Genomic DNA, 16,027 nt, shown 5'->3' on the forward strand with positions numbered 1-16,027 from the left:
CAGTAAGGCCAGTCGCTTTCGAAAGCTGAGTTGCAGAGATCGCGTCCCGCTCCTTGTGCCAGCATAGGTCTTTCGGACAATGTGGGAGATAATTTTCCAATCGCTTGGCTCCACTATCGCGAGGAACTTATCCAGAAGAATATTCGGAAACTGGGTGGTGTTAGGCTTCAGCTCCCTCGCGGGCAGTTCAGCCTCGCTAATCGCCTTTGTCGTCGCGGTGCTTCCGAGTCCATGCGATTCGGCTTCATCGGTACTGTTTCCAGCCGAATTCCTCATTTAGAGGCTGCCCTTTTGTGTTTGATCGGTTTTCTTGCGGCGAACCGTGCCGCGACGCAATAAGTCGTTCACGCTCCTATTTGGAATTCTCACCGAGCGGCCGAGCTTTACATATTCAAGAACTCCGCGTCGAAGCCAAGTTCGTATTGTGATTGGAGCCAGCCCTAGCTCATTCGCTAGGTCCGCTACTTTCCAATGCTTAATTGACATGTGACTGACTCCTGAAGCATCTCTTTGACTATGACGAAACAAATATTGCATATTCAGTACCGTCTAGAAAGTAAATCCAGAATGTTCTAGACGCATGGAGCCCATGACATTTGAATGGTACAAATCCGATTTCCCTTCCTTGTTTGTAAAAAAATGGAAAGGAAAATCGCTTGCAGACTCTACATATGGAGACGTAGAGTGCATTGAGTCAACACAATGGAACGAATGGAAAGAGAATGATGCACTTGAGTCCGGGTCTCGACCGCCGATGGTTTTATTCAATGACTCCAATCGTCTATTCATCCGCACTACTTTGCGCAAAACGTACGAGCTGGAAGAGAAAGACAAAAACCGGTCGCTTTTTCCGCACCACACTTTTCGTTTACTGAAATCCGGCGACGTCGGCGAACTTCTCAGTTTTCTAAACGAATGGGGACCGTTGACTTGGAGCGTTGCCGACCTCGGATTTGGAACATGGGATTGGGTTGATGCTCACGACTTTTGGGTTCGTCAATTGAGGTTTTTGGTACTGACGGACCTCTTCTTTTCCAGCTCTGCTGATGCACTCAGACGGGCTTGGCTTAACCTATTCCGAGTTCTTCCTGAACTCGATTCGATAGATCCGCCGATCAACTCTGAACCAGGAAATCCAGGCGAAGGTTTTTACGAATTCGACCTTCCTTGGGTTCGAGTTCATAAACCCGCAAGGGAATGGATTTCTCGTTCTCCTGAAAAAGCGCTTCGCGAGGAAGCGATGTGGCTTCTAGCCCGGGCAATTACTTCGTCAAATTCCGGGGGAATCTGGAGGTGGATACCAGTGAGAGGAGGCGTGAGATCAGGCTGGCTCTTCAGCCAACTCCGCAGCCGTTCCCGGATCGGTGGGGTAAACTTCGGCTTGCGTCCAGGACGGTGAGGAATGCGTTCGGCCTGCCCCGTTTTTCTCTTGTGCGCAACCAGCTTCCCTACATAACGAAGGCTTACCTTGAACCGTTGTGCGATCTCTTCCTGGGTTTGTTGGCCTTCCTCGCAACACTGCAAGATTCTGCGCCGCAACTCGTCTCCGAATGCTTTCGCCATCCTCTATGTTGCCGCAGGAGCTTCGCCGAACTTACAGTAGCATAGCTTCAATCAGTACCCTATTAACTAAAATGGTATAAAGAGTACGGCCCCGTGACAATGGAGGATGACGTCGTGACTTTTCGGCTATGGCGAGAACGGTCGATTTTGCTGAAAAGAACTGCTCCCTGGACATTCCAAAACTCATGCTCACTTTTTGCCCGACGCCAATGCCAAATTGGGCTGATGCATTTGTTTCAACAAATCTATAGACACTTTCGGCACTCGTTACATAATCCACATCCAGTGAGACATTATCCCGATGTACATCGTGCGTTGCAGAGCCCTTAGCACAGGTCGATTTCCGAGTCCCAGTCAGCATGTCAACGCCCTCCAGCAAAACAACTGAAGAGCCAGTAGCCAGTCTTCCATCAGCATGCAAATCGCCTACGAACATATAAGCGACTAAGCGACAGCAATTAGCAATAATGCATGGCGCATCATAGTTTCTCCTTAAGGTGTTGAGATTTGAGTCGGAAGGTTTTAGCGCGCGATCCATCAATTTTGCAAGGAAAATGAATTTTTTCTGAACCATCTTGCCGAAGCCGGAGACAGGTGTTCCCCAGAATATTTCCGAGTGCAATGATGAATGCCCCGCAACTCCTAAAGACGCCCTGATTTAGCTCGAAAAATATAGATCTAAACGGGCGTTTGCGGGGTATTGGGGAGAACTATAGGGTACCAGACCCGAAGAACAAATAATCCCCTAAGCCTTCTGAGAGATCCGCTTCGGGGTGACATCCCCATCTCTGGCAAGAGATGGGGAAAATGGTTTTAGAAGGCTAAGCGCAGACCAAATTGAACCTGGCGTGCGAGGTCCGCAGAGTTAAACGCCAGCGGGACGCTTCCTGGAATCGTCCCGTTGAAGTCTAAGGCCTTGACACCCCGAAGGGCATAAGGACCATTCAGCAAGTTGCCGCCATTGGGAAATCTCGTAGCTGCTGCTGCTGCCGCAGTGCCTGCCGGGAAAATGCCATTTACACCAGTAAAGTTAGTGTGATTCAGTACGTTGGCGATGGTCACGCTGGCCTGGAGACGCACGGTTTCATGGTCCCTGGAAACACGGAAGTCCTTTTTGATGTTTTGGTCCCAGCGATAGTTCCAGGGCAGGATACCGCTATTCCGCGGAGCATTGAAGGGGCGAGCCTGGTTGAGCGCTTCCTGCACGAGGCCGTTGCCAAACACGCCTGCAGGAGGACTGTCGAAAAGCTCAAACCGGGTGCCGGAGTGGATACTTACGACCGGCGACAGAGTTATATCGGCCAGCGCGCGCGTGAAAAAGTTTCCTGCGTTGTACTGGAAAGGCGTGGTATAGACCGCGCCTGCGGACAATATGTGGGAGACGTTGTAGGCAGAAACCGCGCGCTCCTTGCCCAGACTAGTTGGGAAGTAAGAGCTATTGAACGAGAAGAAATCCAACACATCGTCGATAGCCCTTGCGTAAGTGTAGTTTGTCTGGAATTGCAAGTGATCGACGAAGCGGCGGGTTAGAGAGATCGTTCCCGCGTGATAGATGGCGCTGCCGCAAGCACAGAATGACGTGAGCGTCTCGAATTTGGGCTGGCCTCCGATTAGTGGGTTGTTCGCTGGATTGGGAGTGAGAATGGGACCCAGCAGCGGATCGAAGTTACCGCTGTTTACGAACCCTATTTCCAGCGGATCCTGCAAGTGGATCGTGTGCTGCACATTGTAACCGACTTCCATCGACATGTTTCTGGTCAATTCTCGCTGGACGCTCAGGCTGCCTTGAATGCTGTAGTTGTTCTTATAGCCAGTCGCGGGAATCACGATCCCCGTGCCATTGGGCTGGCCTGGAGCAATGGGGATTCCAGCAGCGGCATAGTCTGCCGCAGTTACGATTCCCAGGCCAGGAAAATTTCCAGACTCAAACAGCCGCCCAACCAGTGCATTGTAGCCAGGCGTGCCCAGGCTCTCCACTGCCTGGGCAAAACCGAGTGATCCATTTGGGTTGTAGAGGTTGGAATAGTAGGAATTCTGAAATTGGGCGGGAGCAACGAATACGCCGCCGCCGGCACGGAGCACGGTTTTGTGGTCAGCAAATATGTCATAGGCAATGCCCAATCGGGGTGAAGCATAGTAGTTGGGATTTTGACCAGAGAATGATTCCTGATCCACATCGAACCGTATTCCCGCATCGACCGTAATCCGCGACGACATTCTCCATGAATCCTGAAAGTAGACGCCGCCGTAGTGCGCCCAATTGGAGATGAAAGCATTGTTGCCGGTGGAGGTGCGAAATTGGGTCGGCAGCCCAGCGGTAAATGCCTGAAGCGAGGTAAGGTTAGCGGCGGATGGGCCCAGGCAATTCGGGGCAGTTGCGGGTACTCCGCCCACGCATCCCGATCCAAATGCGCCGTCCGGGACTCCAGGCTGGCTCTGGAGGAAGAAGTTGACTCCAATGAGTTGAGGCACCAATGGCGACTTTGCTCCGCCGGCCAAAACTACAGGTGTAACCCCGGGGACAAAAGCAATCAGCGAGTGAGCATACAGGTTGCTGAAAAAAGTGTATTTTACCGGCCGATAGGATTCTCCCAATTTGAAGGTATGTTTACCGTGAGACCAGGTAACGCTGTCTTCAAACTGATAACGACGCTGGTGAGCAAATACTTCTGCTCCCAGAATGGGGCCAAATGTGCCAAAGCCGTCGGCAAACACGTCAAAGGGCGTGGTAGGACCGCCGCGACCATTGTTCCAAGTCAGGTCGATAATGTCTTCGGGGACGATCTGTACCCTCAGGATATTGAGGAACGTTGGGCTGAATACGTGACTCCAGGTTATCAGCGCTTCCCAGTCGCGAACCGTATCGTTCTGGGCATAGCTGCCCGCAACAGAGGGGCCGACGCCCCCGCCATAACCGCCTGCGCTTGCACCCAGATCGATAGGAGCGTCCTCTCGCTCATGCAGAAAACGGAATGTGAGGGTGTTTTTGTCATTCAGCTGCCAATCCAGACGGGCCACGCTGTCGATCCATCTTTGGTCGGCTGGGACAAAGCCGCTCTGGCCATCAACTAACTGGTGCAAGCAGTTGAAGGAAGCACAGAAGGTATTCGTCGAAGGAACTAGGGCACTGCTCAAAGCAGAACCCAGAGCCGGATTCAGAGCCGAAACTTGGCTCACATAGTTACGCTGGGCAAGAGCAATCCCCGCATCGCCTGTTTGCATATCATTCAAGCCCAGAAGAAACGGAGTATTGAAGTTTTTAAGACTCTCGAAAACCGTCCTGTAAGCCTCGGTATTCAGGAAGAAGAAGAGCTTGTCTTTGATCAGCGCGCCTCCCACGGAGCCGCCAACATGGTAATCCTGGTTTGTGGCATTGTTGTTACCGATTTGGAAAAATGGCTTGGCATCCGTTATCTGATCGCGAAACAGCCCGAAAAGATTGCCGTGCAGTTGATTTCCACCGGATTTGGTTACCACATTAATGTGTTCGGCCAAGGTGAAGCCAAACTCTGCGTTAAACGAATTGCGATTGACCTGCAGTTCCTGGATGGCATCTGGAGAGATGTGCACTGTGCGAGTGATGCCCACCCCGTATTCATTCTCGCCACCATCAATCGTAACCAATCCGCCGCGCCCATTGCCGCCTGCGGTGGTGAAATTGCTCGTCGAAAACGCTCCGATATTGCGTTGTGCCCCTGAAGAGTGAATGGCATTGGCATTAGTTACCCCTGGTAATAACTGGATGGTTGTTGAGAAATCGCGGCCAATGCTGGGGATGTTCTGCTCTGCGACTTGGTTGATGTAATCGGCTTGTTGGGTCTGCGTTACTTGAATCACTGGCGCGGTGTCGCCCGTGACTTCTATGGTTTCCGACGTAGAACCTATCTTCAGATATGCATCGTAAACGGAAATCGTGCCCACCGCCAGGGTAAAGGTTTTTACCACTTCTTTTTGGAATCCTTGAGCTTCAACGCTGATCTGGTATACCCCAGGCTTCAATGCCGGTACCGTATAACCGCCGTCGAAATTGGCTATCACGGTTTTGGTGAAACCCGTCGCCGGATTGGTCACGGTGATATTGGCGGATGCAATGACCGCTTCTTGCGAGTCATAGACGGTTCCCTTGAGCGTGGCCGTTGAATAATCCACTTGCGCATGAGCAGACAGTGCCCCTACCAAGGCCATAAGCAGTGCAGAGAAGAGACAATGCCTTTTCAGTCTTGTGAACATCTTTCCTCCAATTGTGAAACGGACTAGCCCTATAAAAGAGTCAGTCTTTATCTCAATGCGCAATGATTCCTTGGACGCTAATGGGAAATCCTGTTGTGAGTAGCGTTCCGTCATATTCAACGCGATAACCCTGGATTGTTCCGATGAACGAGCTCAGTACCTAGAGGAAATTGCCATTGTCGGTAATCGAGAAATCAATGGGAACACTCTTTGGCCCGCCTGTATCTGCTGCAACTTCATGCGCTAAGTCAAAGATTTTCATATAAATGCTGTCCGGATCATTCAAGTAGCTTAAGCACATCATTTAGATCATTGAGATCGCAGCAGTTAAAGGCCAAACCTGCAAAACAGATCTGCAATTTCAATGACAAAACATGTTCAAAGCAGGAAATGAAAAAATGCCCTTGCAGAGCGCCGCAATTTGCTGCCAGGCAAGGAGGGTAAAGCAAGAAGGCCACACAGCACACAGCTAAACAACCGTTCAAACTCTTCAAAAATGCCTGCACTTTTATCGTGCATTCAAACACAAAACTTCACTGCCTAGTTGGCAACTAAACTTGCCCGTTACCAGGATTTGGGATAGTTGCTGTTGTTTCATCCACTTTGGTGATGTCCATAGAAAACGGTTCGATATAGCACTTGGCGCGGTCTTGGAGCACACTCAATCCAATCTGGTCGCCCAGTTTAATCGACCAAAGTCGGACGTGCGGAAGTGGATACTGGAGTGAATGCCAAGCACCAACTTGAGCAACTCGCCTAAAAGTGATTTGCAGATTTTGGAAGCTTAGACACGCAATCGAACTGCAACTCTGACTCATTTGTCGTAGATTCGAGGAGATTCCTTGCATGAATATTGGAATCAAAGCTTATCTCATAGATTAGACAGATCTAAAGATACTAATTCCCACAATGACACCTTTGTTTGTCATGGTTTCAGAGCGCCGCTCGGATCACGACCAGCCCCCAGGTGTGACGCGGGATAAAGATTACTATTCAGATGTCGACAGCGAATTAGTAGGTGAAACGTCCATATGCTATTGACAAAAATACGAATACGAGAACCAGTGGCGCCACGGCTTCCGAATTTTCTTTTCTGCGAAGGTGAACAACAAGAGCTCCTAACATCAAGATTGCCAGGGAGATCCCAGCAATCGGAGTGAGAAGCGGCGCAATATTCAAAAGTGTTGGCAGGACTATGCCGATACCACCAGCGACTTCCGCTACGCCTATCAGCTTTACGGCGCCTGCAGAAAAATCATTCACCCAAAACCAGCGGAATTTTTCGGCTAATTTCTCTTTTGGTTGGACAATTTTGTTAAGTCCACCAAACACGAAACCAAACGCTAATATCGTTTGCATCACCCATAGAGCAACATTTATATAATGGTTTATAAAGAAATAAAAAATAATGAAATAGCAATTCATAAAGGAATAATAGGTTTCTGCTATGCCCGCGATACTCTGTTAGGCAAAGAGATCGCGGGCCGAGTGGTGATGGCAGTCAAATTAAGCTACCGGCTGTATCGGATAATATTCTGTTTCCTCTTGCGAAAGTCCAGCAAGCATGGTGCTTTGTTCCCATACGCTCCGGGCTTTGTTTTCGTCGCGCGAGTCGGGCGACGATTGGATTTCCCCAAAACGGAAGAAATATCTTCCACTCACGCCCGAGTATTTCGGATCGGCCACAAGGCTTCCGAGCCCACGGCCTGCTTCCTCGTCCGTTGTCAGGTGTGAACCCATGAATTTGATGAACCAGGGCTGCATCATGAGTTTCTTCATAATAGGATTCGCATCTCTTCCGGCTTGCGTGGTGGGAACGACACCGGGAGACCATGCATTCACTGTGAGTTGTATTTTTTCCTGCCGAAATCTTCGATCAAGTTCGTAGGCTGTCATCATGGTATATAGCTTTGCCGTTCCATAACGTGCGATGGGTTTCATATTGGCGGCAGTGCCTTTGGCTTTCGCTAAATCCTCCACAGGACCATATCGAGGAGGAGCGATCTTTCCCATCTTGGTCGCAGCGGGATCATGAAGATCGCTCGATACAAACACGATGCGAGCCGGCGCAGTCATCTGTTTGACAAGAAGGTTGGCCAGCAGAAAATGACCTAGAAAATTCAACTGAAAAGTTCGCTCAAAACCATCTTCGGTAAACTCCGCTGATTTTGCTTTCATGTTGTTACCGCCCGCATTGAGAACGAGGGCCGCGATTGGAGGGAGTTGCATGGAGGCCAGGGCCGCGGGCAGGCTGCGAACGGAAGCAAGAGAGTAAAGATCAAGCTGCGCAAAGCTAAGGCGCGCGTCAGGATGAATGCTCTTGACAGCGCTCATTGCGGCATGTGCCTTTTCCCTGTTGCGACAGGCCAAAACGATGTGCCAGTCGGGTATAGCGGCAAGAAACTTGGTTGTGGCGAAGCCGATACCGACATTCGCTCCCGTGATGATAACTGTTTTCATTTCTTCACTCTCTATGGATTGAACTGACACGTCTCTTCCTTCACACTGCCCGAACCATACTGCTGGTCGCGAATCGCAAATTCTGGTAAGTGATATCTATCAATTACCAAACTAAATATTCCTAAATCGGTACGATCCGACGGTTACCCTCATCGCGCCATCACCTGCACCTTTTGGCCCTCACCAAGATTTGCGCCAGGCGAGGTAACCACGACATCGCCGTTTTTCAGCCCTTTCTGTACTTCGACTTCTCGTTCCGTCTCGCTGCCCCGCAGAATGGAAACCCGTTTGGCAGTGCCATCTCGGACGATCCAGACGAAAGCATCGTTTCCTTCGCGCAAAATGGCCTTCTTAGGAATGAAAATACGAGGTCTATCCTTGAGGACAGCGCGTTTTTCCAGAAAGTTTGCCTTGACGCTCATCTCCGGCTTGATGACAGCAAGATTCGGTTGACGGATTTGCACTTCGACTCGAACCGTAGCTTTCTGCCGATCGGCCGCAGGATAGATCTTCACCAGCGTTGCATCGAAGCGCGCGTCCGGGTAGGCATCGGGTACAACCAGGGCCGGCATGCCCATTGACAATTTGCTGATATCTGACTCGTTGATATCAACTTCAGCACGCATGTCGGCAGTATCGGCCAGTTGCGCGATATCGGTAGCGCCTCCACCAGCTTGGACTTGCCCGCCATAATTGATCGTGTCTCCCAATTCGCGATACTTTTGCAAGATAACACCGTCGATCGGCGATATGATCACGCACTGATTCACTTCAAACTTTGCGTAGTCAATAGCAGCCTCGTCTCGCCTCAAAGAGGATTGGGCCACAGCCAATGCATTTTCGGATATGTCGAAATCATCCTTGGAGATGATCCCCGCTGTATACAGTTCGCGCTGGCGCTGTGCCTTGGCAGCCATCAGGCGAAGATTGGCATAGGCAAGATCGCGATTTGCGACGGCCTGCCGCAGTTGCGCTTGATAATCTCGATCATCAATCCTCGCCAGCAAGTCTCCTTTTTTGACTCGCTGTCCCTCTTCGATCGGCTCTTCGACAATCTGCCCGAGAATCTTGGTTCCTACGATAATGTATTTATGGCGGGTTACAACGTAGCCCGTTCCGGTCAACAGCGTCGCGGACTGGCTGCCCTGTTGGGTCGTGACCATGAAAGTTTCAACTGTAGCTCGACGCACCAGCGCGCGCAGATAGAGAACATAAGCCGAACTAGCAAGCACAAGAATACCAATCAAAAGAAGCCCGAGGATTCCACGAGACTTTCCGCGTCCGCGTTTCCGTTCCGGGCGACGCGCGATGCGCAAAGTATCGAGCGTGTCGAATTTGCGAACTGAAGGAGAAGACATTTTCTATATCCTGCGGAGTGCTGATGCGACGCTCAGCCTCATCGCCCTCCGCGCCGGCAACCATCCACCGGCGATTCCTATGAGGCCAGCGAAAAACAAGGCCTGTATCACGATCGGGAGAGTCACGCGAAAGCCAAACTCGAGTGTCGCGGAGGCCAGGCCTGCATTGAAACTGGTGGAGAACCAGTTAATAGGCATGGCCAACAGTACGCCAATCGTGCCGGCTGCCAGCGCCAGCACCAGCGACTCAACCAGAAAAGAAGCCACGATCGCCGAGGGGCGAAAACCCAGGGCACGAAGTGTTGCAATCTCCGTAGTGCGCGCGGAAACAGCTGCGTACATCGTATTCATCGCAGCAAAGATAGCGCCAAAAGCCATGATCCCCGCTACCAGCATCCCAAGCACGCGCACCTGGTCAGCGACAGCGGACTGCTCACGGTAATAGTCCGATTCCCTTTCGGATTGAAGATTGATTCGAGGATCGTCGGTCATCCGCTGGATCAGCGCGGAGGCGTCGGCTCCGCTCGCTAGTTTTAGACGAACACTGTTGAAGACCGTTCCACGATTCGCGTCTTCCTGCAGACTATGCACATCGCCCCAAACTTCCGATTCAAATGAACTGCCACCCGCCTCGAAGATTCCGACGACGCTCCAGGACCTCCGGCCAAAGCGCATGCTTGAACCCAGGTTGCATCCCGGATAGCGCCCAACCAGCGCCTTACCGATAATGATTTCGCTGAGGCCCGGCGTGAACTTGCGTCCAGCGATGATATGAACCTGATCGTGAACTGCGAACCCAACGGGGAGCAGGCCGCGAACGGCCAGGCTATCCAGGCCTGCATTCTGACGGGTCATCAGGATTTGCTCCGCCAGTTCAGCCGACGCCAGAGGATTTCCATCAGCGTCGCGGCGTATCTCCGTCAAAAACTTGAGGGCGTCGAATTGATCAATCTTCACGGAAGAGCCGGTCTCGGTGGTTGAACCGCGGGCCAAAACGATTATGTTGTCGTCTGAGCCGCTATGCTGGATTGCGTGGGAGATTCCTGAGACCATCGCCATGGCCACGACGAAAACCGCCACTACTAGCGCGATACCTCCGCCGGTCATGGCATTCGACACCCGCCGGACCATCAGGCTTCTTCGGTTATATTTCAGGGGAATGGCCATTTCAATCCACTATCCTGAGCGCATCGCTAATCTTCCGCCGCAATGCAGATCTTGCCGGCACATATGAACTCAATAGCCCTATCAGAATCGAGGCGAGGACCGTCTCCAAAAGCACGGCGATGGGGATCTGAATGGCGCCAACGAACGGTCCAAGAACATCCGATGTCACCGAGAAGACCTTCAGCAGACCGAACGCTGCTCCGACGCCCAGAATGCAGGCGGAGAGAGCGGTGACCACCGATTCAGCAATCAGTAAACGCAGAATCCGCGAGGAACGAAAGCCGATCGAGCGCATGACTGCAATCTCATTCCGCCGCTCCCGAATCGACATAGCAGCAGCATTCGCGGCAACCAATCCAATCGTGAGCACGATGATCAAGCCAAGCAACCTGGCAAGCGTGAAAAACATTCGAAAGCGGCCGATCACGTTGCCCAGAAACACCGCCTCAGAATCGCACTGCGTCTCCGCCGAGGAATTTGCAAATTGTGAATTCAATGCCTGAATGATTTGAGGAACAGCAGCCGAGCTGTCGGCGCGCACCCAAAAATTATCGACACGGCCAGGACGCCCTTGTAACTCCTCGAGATAGTCCCGGTGAAATATCATGAAGCTCGGCGCTGGTCCCTTCGCAATGGTTCCTACGATAGTTAGCGAGACACTTACCGGGTAATAGCCTGCCCCCCGTAGCTGGATTTGCTGGCCAACGGCAAGATGGAAGCGCTTCATCGTGCCTTCAGCCACGAGACATGCGGTACGAAGCTTCTTGTATTGCTCGACGCTGCCAGGAGAAAACCCCCAGTCAGGCCACATCACGTCGATTTGCCCGGGGTCAACGGCAATATTGGGGAATTGATCCGAGACCTCATGATAGATGCCGCCAAAGAAGTTTTCCGGTGTAACGGCGACAACGTGGGGAGTAGCGGCAATCTTGCTCTTATAAGCTTCCGGCAACGGATAGGCCAGCCCCATCTTTGTGCGGCAAGCAAGTCGAACCGAGGAAGCGGAGTCGGCAAGCACGTGATTGGCAACCGTAGGAAGGCTTACCAGGGCGGAAAAGATGAATAGAGACACGGCGATCGACAGCACGGTCAGAATCGTCCTACGCTTGTTGCGGAACAGATTCTTTAAGACGAGAGTTGCGAACTTCACCGATCTTCTCCCCCGATAAGGACGCTCTCGGCATGGATAAAGACGCCCTTGTCCAAGCGAAAGATGCTGTCCACATAACGCTCAGCGCGTGAATCGTGGGTCACCATAACAATGGTCTTCTTGAACCGCCGATTGAGTTCGGAAAGAAGAGTGAGAATTTCCTCGGCGGACTTCGCATCGAGGTCGCCAGTTGGCTCATCGGCAACGACGATCGTTGGATCAGTAACGATAGCACGCGCGATCGCCACCCTTTGCTCCTGCCCACCGGAGAGTTGCCGTGGATAATGGTTCATCCGTTCGGCCAATCCCACTGCCTCCAGTGCGGCCTCGACATGGGTCTTGCGTTCCGCTTTATCGAGGTCAGTGAGCAGGAGCGGCAATTCGACGTTCTCAAATGCTGTTAAGACCGGGATCAAGTTATAGAACTGGAATACGAGACCGATATGGCGAGCACGCCAATCTGCGAGATCGTTCTCATTCATTCCAGTGATCTCTTCGCCGCCAACGGAAACATGTCCTGAAGTCGGGTGGTCTATCCCGGTGATCAAGTTGAGCATGGTTGTCTTACCTGATCCCGACGGCCCCATGATGGCCACAAAACTTCCTTGCGGAATCCTCATGGTCACATCATCGAGGGCCCGCACCTCAAAGCCTTCGCGCCGATAGGTCCGGGTCACCTGATTCAGAACGACGGCGTCTCTACTATTCAGAATGACAGCGTCCTTATGTGACATCTCGTTTTCTTTTTTGGCCATAGTGGAACATCGGCTATGTGACATTAAAGACCGGAGATTACATCAGTTCGTGACAAACTGCTGGCAAAAATCAAACCAGAAGGCAGGCAAGCAGGTTAATCTTTTTGATGTATCTTTTCAAAGATATACGTGAGTCAGTTAATTTGTTTGAATGATCTCCCGCTGGATTATCCGCCACACTCTCGACGACGTAGGAACAGGTCGGCAATGTTTCTCGTTATCTGGCAGATCTTTTTGAATAGCATCAACGTGGCAATCTCAGTAAATCAATCGCAGCCTTCGTCCTGACGTGGCGCCTTGCCTGTCCGGAACGGAACTATTCGACACGATCCCTATGATCGCGAACCCTTATTTAACGACCCTTATGAACGAAAGGAAAAAACATGAAAGCATTTATAGTTTTCCGATCTCCTTTGCTTGCCGTCATTCTGACAATAAGTTTTGCCGTGACAGCGGCGCAGGCGGTTACGCCGGATGACGGAGACGACGCCGGTAGAGTCTATGTGATGACCAATAGGCCATCGGGCAATGCAATCATCGTCTATAATCGGGCCGCGGACGGCTCTCTAACCAAACTGCAAGAAGTCTCCACTGGCGGCTTGGGCGGTGATGATGCCGTTCTCCCGCCACCATTACCTCCCAATCCAGGTCCCGACCCGCTGCAATCACAGGATGCGATCGTCTTGACATCAGATGGCCGTTTCCTGCTGGCAGTCAATGCCGGCAGCAATGAGATCTCAGTATTGCGAGTGACCCGCTCCGGTTTGGAGCTAGCAAGTAAGCAGTCAAGTGGCGGCGCTTTCCCCGTTAGCATCGCACAACACCGGGACATAGTTTATGTATTGAATGAAGGCGAGAGCCCATTTGACGTACTAGGGAAATCCGGCAGCATCACAGGGTTTCAGTTGGGATGGGATGGAAAATTGTCCCCAATTCCGAATTCGACCAGAGATCTTGGGCCAGACACCGGCGCATCGGACATCATTTTTAGCGGCGATGGAGGCACTCTGGTCGCGACTGAAATGTTCACCAATCTGCTGGATGTCTTCCATGTAAGTTCTGACGGTACTCCCGGAAGCAAGACTTCCATTCCTACGAACCAGCCTACTCCTTTCGGAGCCGCATTTCGCGGCGACATCATGACGGTCACCGAACTTCATGTCATCCCTGTCGATGGGCGGCGTCAAGGGCTGCCTAATGCCTCAACTATATCCAGCTACAGAGTGCAAAGCGATGGTTCGCTTCAAACGATTAGTAATTCGGTGGCTATCAATCGAACAGGAAGCTGCTGGGTCCGCTTCAGCCTCGATGGCCGTTTTGCTTATACTGTCGACACGCTGAGCGGCACTATCTCTACCCTTACGGTATCGAAGCAAGGGGAGCTGGCTCTGCAAGGTATCGTCTCTACCGGAGGGGCCTTCAGCGCTCCTATCGATATGGATATAACAGCCGATGGCAAGTTTCTCTATGTAGTCCTCTCTCTGGGACAAATCTCCCATACTCCGCCACTGCTTCCAACACCAGACTCTCCTGCGCGCGTGCAGGGCTATCAGATCCAAAAGGATGGCACTCTGATTCCCATAGCGACAGTGGGCGACATCCCAAACAGTGTTCAAGGCCTCGTCGCCCGCTAGTTGAAGAGACCTGGCGGGTTTCACGCCTTGCGAACGGGGAGAAGTGACTCCTGTTTGATCTATGAATAAATACTTCCTACAGCTGCTGGGATGGTCCCAGTGAGAAAGCAGAGCAAAAAGATGAATTTATTGAAGGCCTTTCGAGCTAAGTTGGCCCTGGTGAGTGCAACCATTTTGGTCCTTGCATTGTCCCTGAGTGCCAGTGCGGCCGTCCACGACGACGGTGACAACGCAAAAGTCAACAATAGAGTCTATGTCTTATCGAATGTGGGCACCGGGAATACAATACTCGTATATGATCGCGCCGACGATGGCGTCTTAACCTTCCTTAGCGAGGTTGCCACTGGCGGCTTCGGAAGCGGACCAGGTGAGTTGCCACCGCCGCTGCCACCCTTTCCCGGACCAATTCCTCTCGATTCACAGGACGCTTTGATCAAGACTTCCGATGGCCGTTTTCTCATTGCCGTGAACGCCGGTAGTAATGACATCTCGGTATTGAATATCACTCGCGATGGCCTGAAGTTAACGGACAAGGTCCCATCCCAAGGCATCTTTCCGGTCAGCCTGACTGAGCACCAGCACCTTGTCTACGTCGCGAATGCCGGCCAAACGCCTGATGAACTCCCTGGAGCAACACCATCGATTACGGGATTCCGCCTCAATGAAGATGGCAAACTCCACTTCATACCAGGTTCGAGAAAGATCGTCGGTCCCCCCGATGCCAGCGCCGCTGACATCGTATTTAGTCCGGATGGCAAAGTGCTGGTAATGACGGAGCTCAACGGAAACATGGTGGACGTATTTCGAATGGGAGAGGATGGAAGGACGATTGATGAAACCAGAACCCCTGCAAACAGCCTCACGCCGTTCGGAGCCCAGTTTACGCGGGGTAACATTTTGGCCGTCGTAGAAACAAATGACACTTCGCGCCGCCTGGCCGTCAACAATGAAACCAGTGCCTCAACTTATCGCGTTACCAGCGATGGGAATCTCGTTCCTATCAGCAAAGCAGTAAAGAATGGCGAAACTGCAGCTTGTTGGATTCGCTTTACTCCAGATGGACAATTTGCATTCTCTATAAATGCAGGAAGTGGTTCCATCTCCACCTTCAAACTGTCGCCTGATGGCGAGTTGTCCCTGGTAAATGGGATCACGGTTGATACCGGTGGCCCATTTAGCTTGCCAATTGATGCGGACATCACAGCTGATGGCAAATTTCTTTATGTCGCGGCTGCCCTCGATGGGCTCAATGGAAAACCGCAGATTCCATTGCCGCTAAAAGTTGCGACGATCCAAGCCTATCAAATCGGCAGCGACGGATCACTAACCTTGGTTGGTAAAACAACTGGAGTTCCGTTTACCACCGAGGGAGTTGTTGCCCATTAAACCCACTCTGGCAGAGAAGAAGGGGCTTGGGCCCCCTCTCTCCTGCCACGAGGCGGTTTTCAGCCGACCACGCCAACCTTGGGTCGGCAGGTAAGCAATCAATCGTCTGCAAAGTTCCACGTCTGCCAAATGCGATGCCCAAGGGGACGACGTGGATTTAGTGGATCAAATGGGTTCGTCTCCAGTCGGATTTGATCCTCTTTCATAAGCATGACATTGTGACAAAAGGCACACTGCCCCCGCTTAGCCTGTTCCCCCAAATCGAGAAGCCAAAGCCGGTTGCGGATGTGCTCCTACGCTTTTTTTTAAGTTTGCCGGTATAGG

At 51.8% G+C, this 16,027-nt stretch carries 12 protein-coding genes; 3 read left to right on the forward strand and 9 right to left on the reverse strand.

Annotated elements, in window-relative coordinates; genetic code table 11:
* Positions 1 to 276: 276 nt before the first annotated feature.
* Positions 277 to 486: a helix-turn-helix domain-containing protein gene (locus LAO76_15105; protein ID MBZ5492255.1), complete on the reverse strand. Its 210-nt coding sequence runs from the start codon at positions 484 to 486 to the stop codon at positions 277 to 279.
* A 103-nt stretch (positions 487 to 589) separates the two neighbouring features.
* Between LAO76_15105 and LAO76_15110 the strand changes: the two genes are divergently transcribed.
* Entirely contained in the window at positions 590 to 1,399 is an 810-nt protein-coding gene (locus tag LAO76_15110; GenBank protein MBZ5492256.1) for a hypothetical protein, read from the forward strand.
* Positions 1,400 to 1,594: 195 nt separating this feature from the next.
* On the opposite strand, the gene LAO76_15115 is transcribed toward LAO76_15110, so the two are convergent.
* The 8 genes from LAO76_15115 to LAO76_15150 form a co-directional block, all read right to left on the reverse strand.
* A complete protein-coding gene (locus LAO76_15115) occupies positions 1,595 to 2,137 on the reverse strand; it encodes a hypothetical protein (protein ID MBZ5492257.1) in 543 nt (180 codons plus the stop codon).
* Positions 2,138 to 2,376: 239 nt separating this feature from the next.
* Complete coding sequence (locus LAO76_15120) at positions 2,377 to 5,793, reverse strand: TonB-dependent receptor (protein ID MBZ5492258.1); 3,417 nt, start codon at positions 5,791 to 5,793, stop codon at positions 2,377 to 2,379.
* Between the two features lie 1,011 nt (positions 5,794 to 6,804).
* Positions 6,805 to 7,173: a DoxX family protein gene (locus LAO76_15125; GenBank protein MBZ5492259.1), complete on the reverse strand. Its 369-nt coding sequence runs from the start codon at positions 7,171 to 7,173 to the stop codon at positions 6,805 to 6,807.
* Between the two features lie 126 nt (positions 7,174 to 7,299).
* The gene (locus LAO76_15130; GenBank protein MBZ5492260.1) at positions 7,300 to 8,253 is read right to left on the reverse strand and encodes an SDR family NAD(P)-dependent oxidoreductase; all 954 of its coding nucleotides are present in this window, start codon (positions 8,251 to 8,253) and stop codon (positions 7,300 to 7,302) included.
* 149 nt (positions 8,254 to 8,402) lie between these two features.
* On the reverse strand, positions 8,403 to 9,611 hold the full coding sequence (locus LAO76_15135; protein ID MBZ5492261.1) for an efflux RND transporter periplasmic adaptor subunit: 1,209 nt from the start codon (positions 9,609 to 9,611) through the stop codon (positions 8,403 to 8,405).
* A 3-nt stretch (positions 9,612 to 9,614) separates the two neighbouring features.
* On the reverse strand, positions 9,615 to 10,778 hold the full coding sequence (locus LAO76_15140) for an ABC transporter permease (protein MBZ5492262.1): 1,164 nt from the start codon (positions 10,776 to 10,778) through the stop codon (positions 9,615 to 9,617).
* Position 10,779: 1 nt separating this feature from the next.
* Positions 10,780 to 11,928 carry an ABC transporter permease gene (locus LAO76_15145; GenBank protein MBZ5492263.1) on the reverse strand — a complete coding sequence of 383 codons (1,149 nt, stop codon included), beginning with the start codon at positions 11,926 to 11,928 and terminating at the stop codon, positions 10,780 to 10,782.
* Complete coding sequence (locus tag LAO76_15150) at positions 11,925 to 12,662, reverse strand: ABC transporter ATP-binding protein (protein ID MBZ5492264.1); 738 nt, start codon at positions 12,660 to 12,662, stop codon at positions 11,925 to 11,927. Before LAO76_15150 ends, LAO76_15145 begins: the two co-directional genes overlap by 4 nt.
* Before the next feature lie 404 nt (positions 12,663 to 13,066).
* Between LAO76_15150 and LAO76_15155 the strand changes: the two genes are divergently transcribed.
* Positions 13,067 to 14,317: a lactonase family protein gene (locus LAO76_15155; protein ID MBZ5492265.1), complete on the forward strand. Its 1,251-nt coding sequence runs from the start codon at positions 13,067 to 13,069 to the stop codon at positions 14,315 to 14,317.
* Positions 14,318 to 14,437: 120 nt separating this feature from the next.
* Positions 14,438 to 15,703, forward strand: a complete 1,266-nt coding sequence (locus tag LAO76_15160; protein MBZ5492266.1) for a lactonase family protein — start codon at positions 14,438 to 14,440, stop codon at positions 15,701 to 15,703.
* Positions 15,704 to 16,027 lie beyond the last annotated feature (324 nt).

The organism is Terriglobia bacterium (assembly GCA_020072645.1).
Classification (GTDB): domain Bacteria; phylum Acidobacteriota; class Terriglobia; order Terriglobales; family Acidobacteriaceae; genus Angelobacter.

Coding starts and splice junctions, on each gene's coding strand:
- LAO76_15160 (MBZ5492266.1), top strand. CDS start 14,438: ATGAATTTATTGAAGGCCTTTCGAGCTAAGTTGGCCCTGGTGAGTGCA.
- LAO76_15135 (MBZ5492261.1), bottom strand. CDS start 9,611: ATGTCTTCTCCTTCAGTTCGCAAATTCGACACGCTCGATACTTTGCGC.
- LAO76_15155 (MBZ5492265.1), top strand. CDS start 13,067: ATGAAAGCATTTATAGTTTTCCGATCTCCTTTGCTTGCCGTCATTCTG.
- LAO76_15130 (MBZ5492260.1), bottom strand. CDS start 8,253: ATGAAAACAGTTATCATCACGGGAGCGAATGTCGGTATCGGCTTCGCC.
- LAO76_15110 (MBZ5492256.1), top strand. CDS start 590: ATGACATTTGAATGGTACAAATCCGATTTCCCTTCCTTGTTTGTAAAA.
- LAO76_15140 (MBZ5492262.1), bottom strand. CDS start 10,778: ATGGCCATTCCCCTGAAATATAACCGAAGAAGCCTGATGGTCCGGCGG.
- LAO76_15120 (MBZ5492258.1), bottom strand. CDS start 5,793: ATGTTCACAAGACTGAAAAGGCATTGTCTCTTCTCTGCACTGCTTATG.
- LAO76_15115 (MBZ5492257.1), bottom strand. CDS start 2,137: ATGGTTCAGAAAAAATTCATTTTCCTTGCAAAATTGATGGATCGCGCG.
- LAO76_15150 (MBZ5492264.1), bottom strand. CDS start 12,662: ATGTCACATAAGGACGCTGTCATTCTGAATAGTAGAGACGCCGTCGTT.
- LAO76_15105 (MBZ5492255.1), bottom strand. CDS start 486: ATGTCAATTAAGCATTGGAAAGTAGCGGACCTAGCGAATGAGCTAGGG.